Source organism: Pararobbsia alpina, from assembly GCF_902859895.1.
In the GTDB taxonomy this organism is placed as follows: Bacteria; Pseudomonadota; Gammaproteobacteria; order Burkholderiales; family Burkholderiaceae; genus Pararobbsia; species Pararobbsia alpina.
Genome location: NZ_CADIKM010000006.1, coordinates 64,048 through 80,407 on the forward strand (window position 1 = coordinate 64,048; position 16,360 = coordinate 80,407).

Here is a 16,360-nt window from a genome sequence, read left to right on the forward strand (position 1 = left end):
CGTTTAGGCCGGCTGGACGGTGACGTTGACGGTCGATCCGCCTTGCAGCGAGATCACGAATACACGGACGATCGACAGGTACTTGACCTTGACGAGGGTTTGCATCAAACCCAGCGCCACTTGCGGGTCCGGATTGTTTGCTCCGTTCGTCTGCACCGAGAATGGAATCGACTTCGGGTTGTTGACGTCGCCGATGTACTGCAGCGTCGGGTTCTTCCAGAGGTTCATCAGGAAGCCGGTAATGGCGTCGTTCACTTCGCCGCGGAGGTCTGTCGTCTGCGGATTGCCCACGACCCAGCCGAAGTTCGACGCCAGCGTCAGCGCCAGGAAGTTCGTCATGGTCGTGTACGCCTCACTGTTCGTCGCGGCGAACGAGGACGTATTCATGTCCGTCTGGAACGAGAAGTAATTGCCTCCCGGCGACGGGTTTGCGAGGTAATCGACGCGACCCTGCGTTGCTGCGAGCGCTTCGGGGCTCGAGTACACCAGACTCTGAATGGAGCGCTGCGTGCCGATGATGCCGTTGACCGGCTTGTTGAGCGTCGACTGGTTAGGCGAAAGGTTCGCGCGCATCGGCGCCCAGAACGTGGCCGGCCCGAGCAGGCGTTGCACGCCGTTGACCGTATCGTTCCAATACACCCAGTCGCCGACCAGATCCTTGAAGCTGTAGTTGTCGACGCCGGCCGTGGCGAGGTTCGCCGCGACCGTAGCGATCGACTGGCCCGGCGAACCCTGGCCGGCACCGAAGATGCCGTACGTGATGCCGAACTGCGCCATCGTAGACCACTGGGACGAGGTCGAGTGGTCGACTAGATTCATCGTCAGCACGCCGGCGTTTTGTAGGGCAGACATGCCTGTCGGTGGCGTCGTGTTCGCGCCGACCAGCGTTGCATCGGTCACGCCGGCTGCGCCATCCGTACCGCCGCTGAATGCGGTCGTCGCCAACGCAGGAGCTGCAGCCGAAGTGCCGAGCGTTGCGACCACGTACTGCGACGGGCCGCGCACGCCGGACTGGCCGTTATTGATAGCGCTGACGAGGTTGGTCCAGCAGCCGGTTCCGAGGGTGTACGCGCCGCCCGTGCCAGCGCCACCGCCTGAGAGCGTCGCGGTGGCCGAGGTATAGCCTGCGCCGGGCTGAATCACGGCCGGAGCGCCGAGACCCCATACGAGGTTGATGATCGCGCCCGCACCGACGCCGGAGGTCTGGATGGGAACGTTGCCTGCTGTCGGGGCCGAGCCGCCGCCGAGTGAGCCGGCGTTCGTGACGGACAGCGCGGTAATGACACCGGCCGATGCAGTGGCCGTCAGCACAACGCCATTCGCAAGCGTGAGCGTGTCACCAGTCACGTAACCAGTGCCGCCCGTTGCGCCTCCACCCGTGACATTGGCCGACAGCACCTTGAGCGTGGCCTGCATAACAGCCTGCGTGCCGCCAGCGGTCTGCGGAGCCGAGACCGCGACGCTCGGAACTGAGGTGTAGCCGGTGCCCGGCGTGGTCGAGCCAGGGATAATGCCGACACCCAGGTTGTCGTACACCTCCGACGTGAAGCCGGGAAGCGCGACCGTGCACTTGAAAGTGTTCGGTTTCGTGCCGGCCGCTGGCGTAGCGGTTAGGCCATTTCCCACGACGCCCGTATAGAAGCCGGTCAGGGTGGCGCCCGTCGTGCCCGAGCCGTCCTTGAGTGCGCAGGTTGCGGCAGTATCGCTGCCGTCAGTCACGCGAACCGTCGTGTTGTTCGTTTGCTTGAGACCAAAGGCAACCGCGATCGCAGTGGCGAGATCGGATTTACGCACAGTGACAGGGCCAAGCATCAGCGCAGCCATTTGCGGCGATCCGACCGGCACCGGGCTATTGACCGGGCCCCACGAGGCGACGCCGACGTGCCCGAGACCGTTGGTCGATACGCCAGCGACGACCGCGGGTGGCGCGACGACTTGCGTGTAGACGCCCGGGGCGAGCGTGCCGGCCAAATTGAGCTGGTCAAATTGAAAAATGGGCATCTACGAGCTCCAAACGAAAAAAGCGCCCGTAGGCGCCTTTGAAGGAATGAGAAAGTGGGTTACTGCGGGAAGGTCTTGCGACAGAAGTGCGCGTTTTCGCCAGCCATCACCGCGGCGATCTCTGCCGCATCCGTGATTTGCTTGCCGCGTGCGTAGTCGCCAAACGGATGCACCACGATCAGGTTGAAATCGGGCTTGCCCGGAGCGACCGGCAGTTTCTCGTCAGCCATTGCGGCTCCTTAATATGTGCGCGAGGCGATCACATCGCCCTGCATGTCTTCGAAAATTACTTGAGCAGCCACGACCGTTGCGACTGTCTGGCTTACCGTCGTTGCGTACTCGACGCAGTAGAACAAGTCATGCCGGTACAGCTTTTCCTTCTGCATCGAATCCAGAGGGATGCTGCGCTGGTACTTGATGTTTGCCCCAAAGCCATCGGCCATCGTCAGATCGTGGATCTGCGAGAGTGCATTGCGGATCGTGCTGCCGATCGCCTTACGCGAGGCCGGATCGTTCGCCCACACGATGATCTGAAAGGACTGTTCCTGCCGCTCCCATTCGGTCGTCACGGTGCCGGTCGTGCCGACGCGTGCCGCGGTGACGCTTACGCCAGCGGGCAGCGTGATAACCGGCCCTGCGCTCGTCGTGCCGGGATATTTCGCCGCGATGAGCGTTGCCAGCCCCGTTGCGATGCTCGTCAGCGTGTCATTCGACTGCGCGGGGTAGATAAACGCGACCCCCGCAATCAGTGCGGCCACGTTGTGCGGCGTGAACGGCGAGGGCATTGCGCCGCCGACCGTCAGTTTTGAGCCTGCTGACGTCAACGTGATCGTCGCGGGCTTGATCGACATCACATGCTGTTTCGGGGCGTAGCGCGTCGTGTTGCGCTCTTCCGGTCGCGGGTAGACGGTGATGTGCGCTTTGCCGATTCTCAGGTCGTCATCGAGTTGCGATTCGGTTGGCCATCCCGGATATACCTTGCAAACATTCCCGACAATCGATGGTTGACCGGTTCCGTTCGGATAAAGCGCCGAGTTCACACGCCCAGCCAGCACATCAGCAACATCCCATACGCTTGCCATCGGGCATCTCTCTCATGTCTGAGCCTGCTGCGAAGTGCACCGCCACCCCAAATCCGTGAGTTCAGCGCTCGAGATCACATAGCGGCGATCCAGATCATCCGTGATGATGTCCGCGGTGCGCAGGTTGACGCCCAGGAAAGCCGGGAAAAGCATCTGCCACCAAGGATTGCGCACGTCACCAGGCAAATTCACTTCGCCCTTCTCACCCTTCGTGCCCTGAAGCACCGAAGCAGGCCAGCCCGTCATCAACGGCGTCTCGTTTGCATCCGTGTCGCCACCATATCCGAGCAAACCTTCGCCCGTTTGTTGCTGCGGGCGAAGCACATTGATCGTGCGATTACAGTCGACCGCCAGAATCGGCAGGATCGGCTGCATCGCAGCGATGAAAAACGTCTGCGAATCGTTGATCAGGTAGTCACCGACCTGGGTTTGCGTGCCGTCGACCAGACAGAACCACGTCGGCTTGCCGTACTTGTTCGGCCGGCCGTAGGTCATGTCCTCGGCGTTGAAACTGGCGTTCAGCGAGGCGACAGGTCCGTACTGAAACGGGTTGATAGGCGATGAGGGGCGGTATAGGTCGAAGACAGGGCCGATGCGGAGGGCCGCCTTGCCATACCCGGCATATACCTTCTGCTGAAGCTTGGTGGAGTCCAATTTCAGCCCCGCACTAGCGAGATGCCGCCGTTACCGAGCCCCGGACCCGGTGCGAACCCGATAAACCCGCACATGCGACGGCGCCACGAATCGAACAGCCGATCGCGGTCAGCCAGTTCGCGCGCGTTGTGTTTCCAGACCGCGGCTTGATCGGTATCGAGGTTGGCGCTCACTGCGGGAATTGCCGTCTCAAGCGCGTAGAGATTCGTCAGATACGTGTTGATGAGGACGGATTCCTCGCTCGCGGAAAGCGTCGTCAATCGCGCGTACAGCGACATGATGACCATCCCGAAGCGGCCATAGACGAGATCCTGACTGCCCGTAATAGGCATTGTTGTACCGACGAGCTGATAACCCATGAATCGGCGCACGTCCGTCATTTGGGCATCAGTCAACATTTCACTTGTCCGTTTTCTTCGTGTATTTACGCTTTGCGGGTACCTCGCCAGCCGGCTCGCCGTCCGACGTTTCGGATGCGGCTTCCTCAAACACTTCGTGATCTTCGGTCAAGTCCGACTCGTTGATCACGATGTAGCCATGCGGGTTATCGTCTGAAACTGGCGACGCCACTTTTACTGTCGGACATTCCATGGAAGCTCCAATAGAAAAGGGCGGCCAAAAAAGCGCCGCCCCGATACCGCCAGTTTATCCAAGCAACGTGGCGATGTGATTGCTCTTGATCGCCTGTGTGCCCCAAGCCAAGCGAACATGGTAGACAAGTTGCATGAACTGGCGATACACGGCCACGTCGAACACCAGACCGCTAACCGGGTCCGTGATCTGCGCCACGTCGTCGGCCATATCCATCGCCTTGCCATCCGGACCGACCGGCATTTTCGGCGCGCGCGTGATCAACTGAATCGCGGAGCGGCTGAAGCCGATGTTCGGGGTTGCAGTCGCGCCGACCGTCGCAGCGGTTGCCGACGTGGCGATAGCGACTTTCAGGCCCGGCGCCGCGATGGTGATCGCGCCCGGAGCAGCAATGCCCCCCGTCACGACGTATTTGTTCGTGTCGCCCGCGAACGTGACCGTATCGCCAGCCAGCACAGTGCCCGTACCGGTGATCAGGTTGATCATGGTCGCGCCGACAGCATAACCAGCGGTGTCGGTCGTGTAGCTCGCACCCGTACCCTTCGTGACTGCCTGAATGGCGTTCGAGTTGTGGAGCATCTGGCCTTCCAACTCGCCGATAACGCCGCGGCGCAGGAGTTCGTCCGTGCCCGCTTCGTTCACCTTGAACAGCACGTTCTGCTTACCACGCAGGTTCGCGATTGCAGCCGAGCCAAGCACCAGTTGCAGATCGGTTTGCGGCGCGCCGTTGTCGTCCAGGATCTTGCGCTGCTGGGCGATGTCCGACAGATCACCAGCAACGCCGAACGGTGCTGTGCCGGGCGTACCGTAAGCGCGCGAGGCGTTCTGATACGCGGTCGTGAACAGATCCACTTCGACTGCGTTACAGATCGTGCGGAACGCTTGCGCGAACTGATTCATCAGCAGGCCGCCGTAACTGCCGGCGTTGATCAGGCCCGTTTGCTCTTCGCCGTTCCAGCGAATCGGGTAGTGCTTCGACTTGCTGATCGTCATCGTGACGTTGCCAACCGTTTCGTCGCCTTCGTTCGGCGCAGTAACAGCAGGCGTGTTGTCGGCCAAGCTGGCTTGCGGCGCGATCGGGATCATGATCGTCTGGTTGAGAGCCGCGCGTTCGCCCGAGCTATTGCGGGAGACCGCGGGGATGAAGCCGACCTGTTCGCGCGAAACGACATCGAGCGCTTCGTAAATGGTCGGAATCAGGCCAGTCAGGGTATTGGCGCCGAGAACGAGGCCTTGGCGCGCCATGAAGTCGAACAGATGAGCATGCGCGATCAGCGCATAGGCATGAATGCGCAACTTGGCTTTGGAAAGGAAAGACGTTTTCACAGGAATTAATCCTATAGGTGAGTGAAGTGAATTAGCGAAACAGGTAGGCCATCCAGCCCGAAGCGCCTTTCCTCATCCAAGGTCTGGCTATGGGTAATGCGGTAATGCGTGTTCAATCGGCGAGCGATGCTTTGCCGGTTCTCACTTCAGCAGCAACAGAGGCCTGCCTGGCGGGGTCGAAGGCATTGAATTCGGCGCGCGAATAGGCTTTCTTGCCCCCCGAGCCGGCGCCACCGCTCGCACCCGAACCGCTCGCACCCGAACCTTTCATGATCTGGTCGCGATGCGGGTAGCTTTCAACGAGCGTTTCAAGCGCTTCATCGAAGTTGGCGAGTTCGCCGATGCGCGTGCGGGAGAAAATCTTGTTGCCAGTGGCGTCATAGGCCACCGTCTTGCCGTCCTCGATCTTGAATGCGCGACCGAAGGCGGCCTTGGCCATGTCGCCCGGGATTGCCAACTTCTCGGCGATAAACTTCGAGCGGTCGAAACTGCCGCCGATCTTTTCGTCGTAAAGCTGGTTTTGCAGCGTGTCGCGCTCACCCTTGGTCTTGGCGAGTTCGGAGACGAACTGCTTGTTGGCTGCCTCGACCTGTTCTTCCGCTGTGCGCCTCGCTGCTGCCTTGATTTCCTCGACCTTGCCGGCCGCGATCAGGTCGCCGTCCTTGATGTTCTTCACGGTCTCGAGCGCTTTGCGTGCTGCTTCAGCGTCCTCGATGCCTTCGAACGCTTTTGCGATCTTCTCGGCTGCTTCTGCGCGCTCGCGATGACCCTTTGCCTCGCCATTGAGGCGCGTAATCGTGCCGATCGTGCCGTCCCCGTCGAAGGGTGATTCTTTGCCGTCCGCGTGAACGAAAACGGGCAACTTCGAACCGTTGACCTCCTGAACAACAATGCGACCTTCAGCGTCGTACTTAAATGGCATGGTGTTTCCCTGGTCATCCGACCGTTTTGCGAGCCATCCGGCTCAAGACGCCGTGCCTATCCAGGCGAGCGGCAATAAAAAAGCCGCAGGACCGTGAGGCCGTGCGGCTTGCGACTGCATATGAAGCGAATTACGTGTCTTTGATCTGAACCTGGGCGGCCGTAACCTTGACGGCGTTCTGCTTGATGCGCAACTTCTCGTCTTCCCACTTGCGCTCTGGACTGATCACGCCGCGGCGCTGCGCCTCGGCAAAGAGTGACTCATCTGAGAATGTGCCGTCGACGTTCATGTCGCGCAGCAGCTCAAGGGATGCCTCAGCTAGGGATGCAACACCGAAATCGTTGAATATCTCGATGTGGCCGCCTTCGGGCTCCTTCACCCATTCAGCGGCCAGTGCGAGCGCCGCGTCAGTCGCGTCCTCCAGATCCTGGATGATCCGCTGCAGCGTGCACATACCGGCTTCGTTGTCGGCAACCGTGTGCGCGACGGTCATGTTGCCGGGCTTGATCACCAGCAACTCGGCGCCAACCTGGCGCATACGGTCTTCGAGGGCCAGTAACTCGTCAGATCCGGCTTTGATTGCCTGCCCGGTATGCTCGACGAATTTCAGATCACCTTCCGGATCATCCGACTTCACTGCAGTTGCGGCGCCGACCGTGATCGGGTTGTCGCCAAGCATCTTCGCGAACAGGATTGGCACACGCGCAATGTGCAGGATCGTCTGTTGATCAGATTTGCTCTGCCAGTGCTCCACGTTCATGTGGGCGAGCTCGACGAGGGGCGGCGCAGCCTGCATGAAACCAGTTCGTCGTCCATACACCGGCACGAATGGGATTTTCTGCAGAGTGGTCTCGCCTTCGTCATACAGAACCCAGTCTTTCTTGCCTGATGCATCGGCTTTTTCGGACTCACGCCAGACCTGCCACCTGCCAGGGTATAGCACGCGAACCTGCTCAACCTCTTTCTCGCCGAATTCGCCATCCGGCTCAGAGACGACCTCGAGGAACCGGAATTGCGTTAGCGTCTGGACACCGTTAATCCGTTCCGCGCGCCAGCCAAGAATGCTTTGGGCGTGAATGTGGACGAAGTAGGGGCGCACGCCGGCCGCGACTTCCTCGGCTTTTGTGCGCAGGGCGCCTGCATTCGGGAAATCGACCAGAATGCCGCACATACCGTATGAAATCACATGAAAACAGACGGCCGCGGCGAACGCATGCAGGTTATGCCCCTGCAGATCAATGTCGTCGCACCACTCAACAATGCGCGGCGGAACATCTTCTCCCAGCGTGACTGGCTTCGAAAACGGCTTCCCAGTCAAAACCTCACAAGTGCGCCCGAAGGCAGGGAAAAGCGTGGCCGTCTTCACGCGGTTGGCGTAGGCGTCGTCGTCCTCGTTGGGCCACTGAGGCAGATAGGTTGATCCAGCCTTGCGCATGGCCGTCGTACCACCAAGCAGCGCTGCGACGATCGGATAGTCTTCCGCCATCGTCTCGACTGCAGGCGTTTGATCTCGTACGGTCGATGTCATGCGGGTTTGGCTCTTGCTAGGCGTTGAGGCTGGTTACGGTGGCGGTGCGCTTGACGATCGGCCACCGCTTCACGATGAAATAGCCGTTGGCGTCGTTCGGGTGGTCATGGCCGCTCGTCTTGTCGGGCTTGCCATCGGGCGCCCAAACCTGCTGCTCGAGCGCCTCGGTCGTAACCGGGCAGGCATCCGTGTTGATGAGAAAGCGGCGCTCACCAGCGGCATTCAGGATCATCGCGCTGTAGGCGTTGACCCGATCTTTCACCGCTGGATTGGCTGGGTTCACTTCGACCTTGAATCCGGCTTGCTTGAGAATCGACAGGTCTGATTCGCTGGCATTCTTGCTTGTCGTATTGCCGCCCGATGCGTCGGGGTAGATCACGACTTGATGCCCTGCGTCGACAAAGTCTTCCTTCAGAATCTTCGCCATTGCCGGCGTGTCGCGCACCTTCACGCGCTCCGCAAGCGTCCTCGGCAAGCCGTTGCGGACCACATTGACTGTGGCCGTCATGTTCAGGACGTTGAAGTCCAGCCCGACGTGAAGCGTTTCTCTCGGCGCGATCGTCTCAGCCGTGTGATTCAGCTTTCGATCGAAGTCGGCATAGACGCTTCCGCTTGCCAGATTCACGAACTGGCCTTTCAGGTACGCCTCGATCAGCTGCGGAGGGTAATCCTCTCGTAGCGTCTCAACGTAGTCATCAGGCAGAAACGGATTCGATTCCGTCTCGGCCTGGATCATCTCGTAGCCGGGCTTCGGACTCTTCGCCCACTTCTCGTAGACGAAATTGAAGCCTTCCGGCGTCGTGTAAACCGATACGCGGTTATACGGGTTCTTGATGCCTCGCGGCTTCTGCCGATTCCGCGCGATGATCTTTCGCCACGCCAGAGTAGCCAGCGCTTTCTTCAGCGTGTCGATCTCATCCACATGAGACCGGTAGGCCTCGTAACCGATGATGCGCGCTGGATTCTCAAGCGTGCGCATCACGAAGTCGCCGCAACTCGGCGAGCTCACGTAGATGATGTTTTCCTGCTTGTTGTACTTGTAGCGCAGTCCGAGGTCAGTGAGCTTCTCTTCCATCCGAGGCGCCAGGATTAGGCGCACGAGGTCGTATGTTGGCTCGTAGAGGGCGATCAGTGCATTCGGGCCGTCCAGTGCATCGCGGATCGCGCAATTCGCGAGCGTCTCCGTCTTCCCTGCTCCGAACCCGCCAACGAATGCGGGGAACTTGCAATCCTTCTGGAAGAACCTAGCCTGCGGGTCCGTCATCTGAAGGGTTAGTGTTCTTCCTTCCACCGATGACCTCAATCTGAATTTTCGTGACTGGCAGATCCTCTGGCGGGTTGTCCTTGAGCATGTCCTTGCGCGCCAGCTCCAGCTTCCGGATCAAATCAATCTGCCGAATGATCAGATCGGCGTAGTCAGGAGCCGCGGCCTTGAATTCTTTCTTGTCGTACGGCGCCATGTCCTCGATCAACGGGTCGTACGCCATGCCGATCTTGCGCGTGACTTCAAGTGCGCCATCAACCATGTCCTGCAACTCAAGCGAACCTGACAGCCGTACAAACCGATGCAGCTTGACCCGAGCCAGACGAATCTCGTCGTCCAGGCTGCCGACTTCGGCGCGTTCGTATAGCAAGCGCTCTTCGGGGAGCAGGGCGTCGGAGTAGAAGCCGTGCTTGACGGCGTTCGTGTTGCCGGGGCGGGCTGCATCAGTCTTCGGCCCGGTGCTCTTGCCGCCGTGCACTCGGCACCTACCGTTAGCCATCGCCGGGGCTTTGCATTGACCTCCCGCGCGCGTCTTAGCGCCGCACCAGTTGGCCATGCCCGTCTCCGCTTATGGGGTTGCGTTTCAGCAATCCGGCACAGATGGCGGATAAACCCCGTGAAATAGTACTTGCGTTAGGCACATTGTGCCGCTATGATTCTTTCCATGCCGCTGCGCTTCGCAGAAGGCGAACCCGGAGAAACGAAATGATCAAGCGCACCCAACAAGACTGGACCATCGGCAGCGTCGTCAAGGTCGGCTTCCTGAGCCTCACCGTCAAAGCGGCTATCGCCACACCGGGCGACTTCAAGCCGGATGCCTACATCCTCTCCAACGCAGCAGGCACGCAGCTTTACCGCTTCGTTCCTCACAATGGCGTCGAGAAGATTAGCCTGGTCGAGGCTCGCGAAATGATCGCGGACAACATGCACCGCGCCGAGCAACTTGCCGCGAAGGTTCTCGCTAAGGCGCAAGCTGATGCGAAGGCAATCGCGGCGATCAACGACATCCTCTTTCAATGATCCCTGACGCCACAAAACACCGGAAAGACCCTAAATACGTCCGCGCGCTGTATGAGCGCATCGGCAAGTCTCAGAAGTGGATTGCGGATCGCATCGGCATCAGCGAGCGCCGCTTCCGGTACTTGATCGCTGGATCGCGAGAGGTTGAGGGCAAGACCGTCGATGTAGTGCTGTCCTACCCTGAGCAATTCGCGCTCGAGTGTTTGGCAGAAGCAGCCGACATGGCTGGCGCTATGTCCATCAAATAAAAAAGCCACCCATCGGGCGGCAATCAGGCGGGGCACCTGAAGGAGGAAATAGAGGGTGCCGGTGCTAATCCCCGGCTTGATAGCCTCACTGGCCGCAATCGATGATCTCAACCGCGCGCGTCACCGCTATCCGACGAACCGGGAGCGACGCGGCATCCGTGCAGGTCAGCATCCTGCAAACCCTCTGCGAAGCCGCCAACCCGTTCTCCGACGATGGGGGATGGAGCGCTTAGCCGACCAAGTCGGCGGTCTGCGGCTTCGCGGAAGGTTCTAGGGGTACTCCCCATCGAATGCCGCTTGATCTATCTTTGATTCGTGCGTATATTTCAACTTATCAACAACGCAGCACGAACAGGGGATCGGGAAATGTTCATTCTGGCCGGCAACTTCGAAAACGGTTCTTGCAACGCGCTTCATGCGGGCTTGTTCGATTCCCGCGAGGAAGCAGACTTTTGGATTGATCGGGCTCGCGGCGGAATGGATCTCGTGCTCACGCGATTCGCAGATGCTCGTGTCGTCGAGACGACCGCTGAACTGGATGCTGCCGTCACAGAGGCTCGCCAGAACCCCGACTATTTTGCGGGCTGGTTCGAACGGAAGTTCACATTCGACGGCGACCGTGTATCCGTTTTCCCGAATCTTCCCGAAGATACGCCGATGCCCGCTTTTGACTAAACGCGCAGCCATGAAGCCAGCCAAACCAACACACGGCGGCGCTCGCGAGGGCGCGGGCCGCAAGACCTCGGATGGCGCGAAAGGCGTTGTGCCCGTCAATATCACCCTTACGCCCGAGGAGCGCGAAAAGCTCAAGGCGCTCGGCGGGAGTGCTTGGGTGCGCGCTCAGTTGCGCGGGGCCTAAGCCGTCAACGCCCGAAGCCGGTCCAACTTCGCGACGAGCGACGTCTTCAGCGGCCCGTCGATACGCATGCGTTGGATGTCTTCTTCGATGCTGTCGATCAGCGACTGGATTTCTGCGTTAGTCATGCTGCCCGCCAGTATTGAGCCAACGCCATCAGCAACTCCGCCCATGCCTCAGCGCACTCGGCCATATCAGCGAGGATTGAGGTGTACATGGTGGGCTCGGAAACGGAAAAGCCCTGCTCGGAATTAACCGGCAGGGCTTTTTTAGACATGGCGCTAGGACCACGGTGTCTACTCTGCCACACGTTTCACTGGGTTGCAATGAATTTTGTATGCTCGATGCGATTTAGCCTCGGCATATGGATCGTTCCTCCCCCAGTACCTATCGGCTTGCTCCTGCTTGCGCTGCTTCTCGGCATTGCGAGGCGCATGGTAGTCGCGAGCGTTTCCTAGATGCGTGGTTAGGTAAACATTCCCGACTTTGTACGACCCCATGTCGCCAGTTCTCGCCATGCAAAGGTCATTTGTCCCTCGACCGCGCATGTGGAAATATGGCTCCCAGATCGTCCACCATTCATCGAATGTCATATCCCATTCGATACCGCGCTCTTTCGCGTTGTTGCGCTGCGACTTAAACGCGTGACCTGGGTCTCTCAGCCCGCGCTCCTTGCAATATGCTCTCGCCTTCTCTACTGGCACCCTACTCATGCACGCCTCTCCACGCCATGCTGACCGCGCTGGATGCTGATCCGCCAACGCTTTTCACGATGGGCTCAGGCTTAATGAGTCCTCTCGAGAAAAGCATCGGGAACAACAGGTCCTTCGCTTCCTGATACAGGCGGTGCGATTCCTCGGCCGACAACCGCGCGTTGCCCCAGACCGAAACGCCGACGCGCTTGTTCTTCATGGAGACTTGGATTGCCGCGCGATGCTGCCAAGTCAGCGTGTCCACGCACACCTCCACGATCTCGCTATTGGCCTTCCAAATCTTCGCGTCCGCAATCTCCGCGCGCTCCTTCGCGTCGAGCCATTGATTCCCTGAGCGATACTCGCGGCACGTTGGATCGCAGCGGCCGGCGCCGAGCGCCGGGAAATAGGAGCTCTGCCACCTATGCCACTCGATCAGTAAAGTCTCGACCTGTTCGGATTCATCAAGCGTCATTCGCCACTCCTTTCGTAAAGATCGCACTTCCGCATCCGCCAAACATCCGGCTTCCATTGCTCCGTAACCGCGCATGTGACGTATTCCACTCCAAACACCCTCGCGAAAATCACGTTGCGACATCCGATGCAGCTTCCGTTTTGGCGCTCCTCGCAGATCAACATCGGATCGCGGCAGTAGTCGGAGCGGCGCAACCCACTCATGTCAGCGTCCGGCTTGCCCAATCGTTCCATGCCTGACGCGGGGTTCCTCCAAACCCGGGATACCCCGATCCATTCGTGCAGACCCAGCTTGGAACCAAGCCTTCGATTGAGTAATAGATGCGGGGCTTTTGGATTTCGAAGGTCCGACGAAGGGGCCAATATTTCCCGATGGTCACACTCATCATTTTTGGCGGCGGCGGCAACCATACACACCCGGATTCATCGAAATAGGCGCGGTTGAAGGGCTTCATGCTTTCACCTCGGCTCGTGCCGCATCGATGGCGTCGGCGTATGTGTCGCCCGACGCGATAAGAATGCCGCCGCGGTGAATGAGGCATCGGCTTTCTATGCCCACGAACATGATCGCCACGCGTGGGTTATTTCGGAGCCTCATTTCGGTACGCCAGCGCTCCGCATCCTCCCGCAGCGCCTCGTTTTCCTCCGTCAGCAACGCATTCATGGCGCGCTCGGATGCGATCACCTCGGGCGACGACTCGGCGCGGGCCTGCTCGGCTAGCTGCAACTGAATAGTGCTGGCGCGCTTGGCGGCATCCATGCCCATGTGAGCTGCGGCAGCCTGGCGCTTAATCTCCTCCCGTAGTCTCCGAGCCTCTGCGAGAAGCGCCTCATAGTCTTCATGCTTGACCCAATCGCCGCCACTCACAGTAGGCACGATCGCGCCAGTGAGTAGGGCGTATCGTTGAATGGTCATTTCGTCTCCCGGCTCAATAAAGGTTCTCGGAGTACAGCGTGCCGCCGGCTGTGTCATCACCACCCACGCGACGGATGATCTGCCCCGCGGCTTCTGCGACTTTCCATGCCTCGACGCGACTGAAGAAAGTACCGCGGTTGTCGATAAAGCCTTGGTCGACCGGATCGCCTTCGGTTTCCAGTCCGCGCATGAAGGCATCCCAATGGCGGATGCCGAGCACGACTTCGCCTGTGAATCGCTTGCGGTTCGCGGCACAGACAATTCGGTGAATAGCCCCCTCACTCATGGCTCTCAACCCTCCTCGCGCACTCGCAAACAAAACTCCCGCGCGTATCGGGCGCGCTCCCGCAATCCATACAGCGTCGCTCCGGCTTCTCCGCAGTGCGCTCGATTTCGGCGTGGAGGGCATTGGCGCGGGCGCTGGCGGTGTGCCAGTGGGTGGGGTCTTGGTTCATGGTTGCTCCTTTTGGCCGACGTTCTTTTCCAGTTGATCGCGAATTAGTTGGACGCAATGACCAATCTCATCGGCTGGAGCATTCCCGAACGCGAGGCCGGCAAGATGGCCTAGCGCGTAATCAGCGTCTTCAGGCCACTCATCCTTCGGCGTGGTCATGCTGCTATCTCCATTGAAATGAGGTCGTCGACAAGTTGAATGCGCCGGCCGATCCAAGCCATGCACGGAACGGCCATTGAGTTGCCGAGCGCCTTGTATCGCGGTCCGTCTGCGGCAGGCTTGCCGCGCACAGTGATTCGCGTGTAGTCGTCGGGAAATCCCTGTAGGCGCTCGCACTCCATTGGGGTCAAGCGCCGAACGGCACTGTCGTGCATGACGGCCTGGTGACCACCGCCGTTCTGATGCGAATTTGAATGCCCCATGCTGCGCATCGTCGAGGCGATCTCGCCAATGCCGAAGCCGTTCTGTCCGGATGACTTGCAATCGAATGCCACCGGCACGAGCGGTGTGCCGCGCCCAGTTCCATCCTCGCTAGCGTCAAAACCTTCTCCGCGAAGCGAATGCGCAACAAGCCGATTCGTGTATGCGTCTTGGCCGCTATATCCGCCAGGGTGCGAGTCAGAGCACAACGTGCCAGCGATCAGGCCGCCATCGCACTCGAAGTCGGTTCCGAGTCCGCCACCGCCTTTAGTGCGAGCGCTAAGGGTCGGGGCAATTCCTTCCCGCGATTTCCTGCTCGGCGCAGAATCCCCGCGCATGCTCTCGCGCTCAAAAAGTACTGCGGCGGCAGGTCGCCAGTCTCCAAGATGTCCGATAACGAACACACGGCGGCGTCGCTGGGCCACTCCGAAGTACTGAGCGTCAAGAACCCGGTAGGCGAACCCATACCCGAGTTCTGCCAGCCCTCCGAGGAGGGTTCCAAAATCCCTTCCGCCGTTTGATGACAGGACGCCGGGGACGTTTTCCCAGACCAGCCAGCGGGGAGCGTAGCGCTCAGCAATGGCAAGATAGGTGAGCATGAGGTTGCCACGCGGATCAGCCAGTCCCTTTCTGAGTCCGGCGACGCTGAAGCTTTGGCAGGGAGTTCCGCCGACGAGAAGATCGATAGCTGCATCAGGCCAATCCTTGAATTTAGTCATGTCGCCCAGATTCGGCACATGCGGGTAGTGGTGAGCCAGCACGGCTGACGGGAACGGCTCGATCTCACTCAGGAATTCAGCGCGCCATCCGAGTGGATGCCAGGCGCAGCTCGCCGCCTCGATGCCGCTGCAAACGCTACCGAAGATCATGCTGCCTCCCGTTGTTGTTCGATCTCAATTCCAAGCTTCGCCGCCCGCGCCGGCTCCCACCGCTCATATGCGTCATCCCAGACCTTGAACTTGAATTCGCGAGTCGCCGGCCCTTGGTCGATAAAAACATGGCACGCACGGCATCCGGGTACGGAATATTCGTGCTTCGCTTTGATCCCCATGCCCTTGCCGTGGCGACTCTGATTCGAATGACAGGGAACTACCGTGGCTGAGTCGTGCAGGCACACGCCGAACACGCTCAGGAAGCAAGGCTCACCGCGGCACGCCGCGAGATACTTCGACCCGTCGGCCACGGTCGGCTTCTTCCGCTTCGGCTTCCCCGAGAACGGCTTCCCGGGCTTGAATGACGAGAGGGGCGCACCCTGCTTGCGCTTGAATCCCGTACGCGCGAGTCCTGAGCGCCTCACCCGATCACCCGATAGTGCTTGCCAGCGATGTGCTCCAACACCGGCTGCGGCTCTTCTTCCCAAACGCAATCGATACCGTTCAGCCGCTTACCGCCCTGATCCCATCGCGTGACGGCGTGCCAGAACGGCGATCGCTCGCCCGGTTGCGTCGGTACGGGGTCAAGCGATTTATTCAGCACAATCGGCCCGCAGTAGTAGTGCATCTCGAATGTCCAGCGCTCGCCCTTGGCGTCGGTGATCGTGCGCGTCGGGCCGGCAAACGATATGTGGATCAGATTCAAAGCACACTCCACGCATGTTGCGCAACGATGACCCCAATAGCACCGCATACCGCGCCATATGCTATCCACAGGAATATCCACGACGGGCTGCGCAACGAGTCTCGCTCAGCCGTTACGATGGCGGCTTCATAGGCACACGCGCTTAGCTCTGGGTCGTGATATGCCTCGGCGCGGTGTTGGATGCGGCCTTCGAGTGTTTGGGAGGGGTTCATAGATTCTTCCCGGCAAGGAAGATCGAGGCCACTGCCAGGGCCAGTCCTATGACTCCTGCCACGGGATGCGGAACCGTAGGAGCTATCCAAATTGCGCCCAAGAGCGCTAGAAAATCGCTTCG

General features: G+C 59.9%; 24 protein-coding genes. 2 read left to right on the plus strand and 22 right to left on the minus strand.

The annotated features are described in order from the left end of the window. Positions 1-3 precede the first annotated feature (3 nt). The 11 genes from HV670_RS08840 to HV670_RS08890 form a co-directional block, all read right to left on the minus strand. Positions 4-2,001: a hypothetical protein gene (locus HV670_RS08840; RefSeq protein ID WP_175104398.1), complete on the minus strand. Its 1,998-nt coding sequence runs from the start codon at positions 1,999-2,001 to the stop codon at positions 4-6. 59 nt (positions 2,002-2,060) lie between these two features. Further along, positions 2,061-2,231, minus strand: coding sequence for a hypothetical protein (locus HV670_RS08845; RefSeq protein WP_175104399.1), 171 nt, complete (start codon positions 2,229-2,231; stop codon positions 2,061-2,063). A 9-nt stretch (positions 2,232-2,240) separates the two neighbouring features. Then, positions 2,241-3,083 (minus strand): hypothetical protein, encoded by an 843-nt coding sequence (locus HV670_RS08850; RefSeq protein WP_175104400.1) that lies wholly within the window; start codon positions 3,081-3,083, stop codon positions 2,241-2,243. A gap of 12 nt (positions 3,084-3,095) precedes the next feature. Beyond that, positions 3,096-3,737 (minus strand): hypothetical protein, encoded by a 642-nt coding sequence (locus HV670_RS08855; protein WP_175104401.1) that lies wholly within the window; start codon positions 3,735-3,737, stop codon positions 3,096-3,098. 2 nt (positions 3,738-3,739) lie between these two features. Next, positions 3,740-4,135 carry a hypothetical protein gene (locus tag HV670_RS08860; protein WP_175104402.1) on the minus strand — a complete coding sequence of 132 codons (396 nt, stop codon included), beginning with the start codon at positions 4,133-4,135 and terminating at the stop codon, positions 3,740-3,742. A gap of 1 nt (position 4,136) precedes the next feature. Then, complete coding sequence (locus HV670_RS08865; RefSeq protein ID WP_175104403.1) at positions 4,137-4,328, minus strand: hypothetical protein; 192 nt, start codon at positions 4,326-4,328, stop codon at positions 4,137-4,139. Between the two features lie 54 nt (positions 4,329-4,382). Next, positions 4,383-5,654, minus strand: a complete 1,272-nt coding sequence (locus tag HV670_RS08870; protein ID WP_246257171.1) for a major capsid protein — start codon at positions 5,652-5,654, stop codon at positions 4,383-4,385. A 112-nt stretch (positions 5,655-5,766) separates the two neighbouring features. Beyond that, positions 5,767-6,576 (minus strand): DUF6651 domain-containing protein, encoded by an 810-nt coding sequence (locus tag HV670_RS08875; protein WP_175104404.1) that lies wholly within the window; start codon positions 6,574-6,576, stop codon positions 5,767-5,769. A 130-nt stretch (positions 6,577-6,706) separates the two neighbouring features. Beyond that, entirely contained in the window at positions 6,707-8,104 is a 1,398-nt protein-coding gene (locus HV670_RS08880) for a DUF4055 domain-containing protein (protein ID WP_246257173.1), read from the minus strand. A 16-nt stretch (positions 8,105-8,120) separates the two neighbouring features. Then, on the minus strand, positions 8,121-9,368 hold the full coding sequence (locus tag HV670_RS08885) for a terminase large subunit domain-containing protein (protein ID WP_175104405.1): 1,248 nt from the start codon (positions 9,366-9,368) through the stop codon (positions 8,121-8,123). Then, positions 9,349-9,924, minus strand: a complete 576-nt coding sequence (locus HV670_RS08890) for an HGGxSTG domain-containing protein (RefSeq protein ID WP_175104406.1) — start codon at positions 9,922-9,924, stop codon at positions 9,349-9,351. Before HV670_RS08890 ends, HV670_RS08885 begins: the two co-directional genes overlap by 20 nt. A 149-nt stretch (positions 9,925-10,073) precedes the next feature. Between HV670_RS08890 and HV670_RS08895 the strand changes: the two genes are divergently transcribed. Next, entirely contained in the window at positions 10,074-10,388 is a 315-nt protein-coding gene (locus HV670_RS08895; RefSeq protein ID WP_175104407.1) for a hypothetical protein, read from the plus strand. On the opposite strand, the gene HV670_RS08900 is transcribed toward HV670_RS08895, so the two are convergent. Next, positions 10,382-10,747, minus strand: a complete 366-nt coding sequence (locus HV670_RS08900; RefSeq protein ID WP_175104408.1) for a hypothetical protein — start codon at positions 10,745-10,747, stop codon at positions 10,382-10,384. The genes HV670_RS08895 and HV670_RS08900 overlap by 7 nt on opposite strands. A 159-nt stretch (positions 10,748-10,906) precedes the next feature. Continuing rightward, on the minus strand, positions 10,907-11,323 hold the full coding sequence (locus tag HV670_RS08905; protein WP_175104409.1) for a hypothetical protein: 417 nt from the start codon (positions 11,321-11,323) through the stop codon (positions 10,907-10,909). On the opposite strand from HV670_RS08905, the gene HV670_RS08910 reads away from it, so the two are divergent. After that, positions 11,322-11,495: a hypothetical protein gene (locus HV670_RS08910; RefSeq protein ID WP_175104410.1), complete on the plus strand. Its 174-nt coding sequence runs from the start codon at positions 11,322-11,324 to the stop codon at positions 11,493-11,495. The two genes, HV670_RS08905 and HV670_RS08910, sit on opposite strands and share 2 nt — an antisense overlap. Here the strand turns inward: HV670_RS08910 and HV670_RS31850 are convergent. The 9 genes from HV670_RS31850 to HV670_RS08955 form a co-directional block, all read right to left on the minus strand. Further along, positions 11,492-11,620, minus strand: a complete 129-nt coding sequence (locus HV670_RS31850) for a hypothetical protein (protein ID WP_281362379.1) — start codon at positions 11,618-11,620, stop codon at positions 11,492-11,494. The two genes, HV670_RS08910 and HV670_RS31850, sit on opposite strands and share 4 nt — an antisense overlap. Further along, positions 11,617-11,769, minus strand: coding sequence for a hypothetical protein (locus HV670_RS08915; RefSeq protein ID WP_175104411.1), 153 nt, complete (start codon positions 11,767-11,769; stop codon positions 11,617-11,619). The genes HV670_RS31850 and HV670_RS08915 overlap by 4 nt, the downstream gene beginning before the upstream one ends. Before the next feature lie 428 nt (positions 11,770-12,197). Beyond that, positions 12,198-12,659 (minus strand): hypothetical protein, encoded by a 462-nt coding sequence (locus tag HV670_RS08920; RefSeq protein ID WP_175104412.1) that lies wholly within the window; start codon positions 12,657-12,659, stop codon positions 12,198-12,200. A 450-nt stretch (positions 12,660-13,109) separates the two neighbouring features. Continuing rightward, the gene (locus HV670_RS08930) at positions 13,110-13,574 is read right to left on the minus strand and encodes a hypothetical protein (protein ID WP_175104414.1); all 465 of its coding nucleotides are present in this window, start codon (positions 13,572-13,574) and stop codon (positions 13,110-13,112) included. Between the two features lie 13 nt (positions 13,575-13,587). Further along, positions 13,588-13,860 carry a Y16D family protein gene (locus HV670_RS08935; RefSeq protein ID WP_175104415.1) on the minus strand — a complete coding sequence of 91 codons (273 nt, stop codon included), beginning with the start codon at positions 13,858-13,860 and terminating at the stop codon, positions 13,588-13,590. Positions 13,861-14,025: 165 nt separating this feature from the next. Continuing rightward, complete coding sequence (locus HV670_RS08940) at positions 14,026-14,187, minus strand: hypothetical protein (RefSeq protein WP_175104416.1); 162 nt, start codon at positions 14,185-14,187, stop codon at positions 14,026-14,028. Continuing rightward, a complete protein-coding gene (locus HV670_RS08945) occupies positions 14,184-15,317 on the minus strand; it encodes a DNA cytosine methyltransferase (RefSeq protein ID WP_175104417.1) in 1,134 nt (377 codons plus the stop codon). The genes HV670_RS08940 and HV670_RS08945 overlap by 4 nt, the downstream gene beginning before the upstream one ends. Further along, complete coding sequence (locus tag HV670_RS08950; protein WP_175104418.1) at positions 15,314-15,745, minus strand: nuclease domain-containing protein; 432 nt, start codon at positions 15,743-15,745, stop codon at positions 15,314-15,316. Before HV670_RS08950 ends, HV670_RS08945 begins: the two co-directional genes overlap by 4 nt. Continuing rightward, a complete protein-coding gene (locus tag HV670_RS08955; protein WP_175104419.1) occupies positions 15,742-16,026 on the minus strand; it encodes a hypothetical protein in 285 nt (94 codons plus the stop codon). Before HV670_RS08955 ends, HV670_RS08950 begins: the two co-directional genes overlap by 4 nt. Between the last annotated feature and the right edge of the window lie 334 nt (positions 16,027-16,360).

Bases quoted from the DNA above. Each gene is read 5' to 3' on its own strand.
- HV670_RS08840 (WP_175104398.1), bottom strand. From the start codon at position 2,001: ATGCCCATTTTTCAATTTGACCAGCTCAATTTGGCCGGCACGCTCGCC.
- HV670_RS08845 (WP_175104399.1), bottom strand. From the start codon at position 2,231: ATGGCTGACGAGAAACTGCCGGTCGCTCCGGGCAAGCCCGATTTCAAC.
- HV670_RS08850 (WP_175104400.1), bottom strand. From the start codon at position 3,083: ATGGCAAGCGTATGGGATGTTGCTGATGTGCTGGCTGGGCGTGTGAAC.
- HV670_RS08860 (WP_175104402.1), bottom strand. From the start codon at position 4,135: ATGTTGACTGATGCCCAAATGACGGACGTGCGCCGATTCATGGGTTAT.
- HV670_RS08865 (WP_175104403.1), bottom strand. From the start codon at position 4,328: ATGGAATGTCCGACAGTAAAAGTGGCGTCGCCAGTTTCAGACGATAAC.
- HV670_RS08875 (WP_175104404.1), bottom strand. From the start codon at position 6,576: ATGCCATTTAAGTACGACGCTGAAGGTCGCATTGTTGTTCAGGAGGTC.
- HV670_RS08880 (WP_246257173.1), bottom strand. From the start codon at position 8,104: ATGACATCGACCGTACGAGATCAAACGCCTGCAGTCGAGACGATGGCG.
- HV670_RS08885 (WP_175104405.1), bottom strand. From the start codon at position 9,368: ATGACGGACCCGCAGGCTAGGTTCTTCCAGAAGGATTGCAAGTTCCCC.
- HV670_RS08890 (WP_175104406.1), bottom strand. From the start codon at position 9,924: ATGGCCAACTGGTGCGGCGCTAAGACGCGCGCGGGAGGTCAATGCAAA.
- HV670_RS08895 (WP_175104407.1), top strand. From the start codon at position 10,074: ATGATCAAGCGCACCCAACAAGACTGGACCATCGGCAGCGTCGTCAAG.
- HV670_RS08910 (WP_175104410.1), top strand. From the start codon at position 11,322: ATGAAGCCAGCCAAACCAACACACGGCGGCGCTCGCGAGGGCGCGGGC.
- HV670_RS08905 (WP_175104409.1), bottom strand. From the start codon at position 11,323: ATGGCTGCGCGTTTAGTCAAAAGCGGGCATCGGCGTATCTTCGGGAAG.
- HV670_RS31850 (WP_281362379.1), bottom strand. From the start codon at position 11,620: ATGACTAACGCAGAAATCCAGTCGCTGATCGACAGCATCGAAGAAGAC.
- HV670_RS08915 (WP_175104411.1), bottom strand. From the start codon at position 11,769: ATGTCTAAAAAAGCCCTGCCGGTTAATTCCGAGCAGGGCTTTTCCGTT.
- HV670_RS08920 (WP_175104412.1), bottom strand. From the start codon at position 12,659: ATGACGCTTGATGAATCCGAACAGGTCGAGACTTTACTGATCGAGTGG.
- HV670_RS08930 (WP_175104414.1), bottom strand. From the start codon at position 13,574: ATGACCATTCAACGATACGCCCTACTCACTGGCGCGATCGTGCCTACT.
- HV670_RS08935 (WP_175104415.1), bottom strand. From the start codon at position 13,860: ATGAGTGAGGGGGCTATTCACCGAATTGTCTGTGCCGCGAACCGCAAG.
- HV670_RS08940 (WP_175104416.1), bottom strand. From the start codon at position 14,187: ATGACCACGCCGAAGGATGAGTGGCCTGAAGACGCTGATTACGCGCTA.
- HV670_RS08945 (WP_175104417.1), bottom strand. From the start codon at position 15,317: ATGATCTTCGGTAGCGTTTGCAGCGGCATCGAGGCGGCGAGCTGCGCC.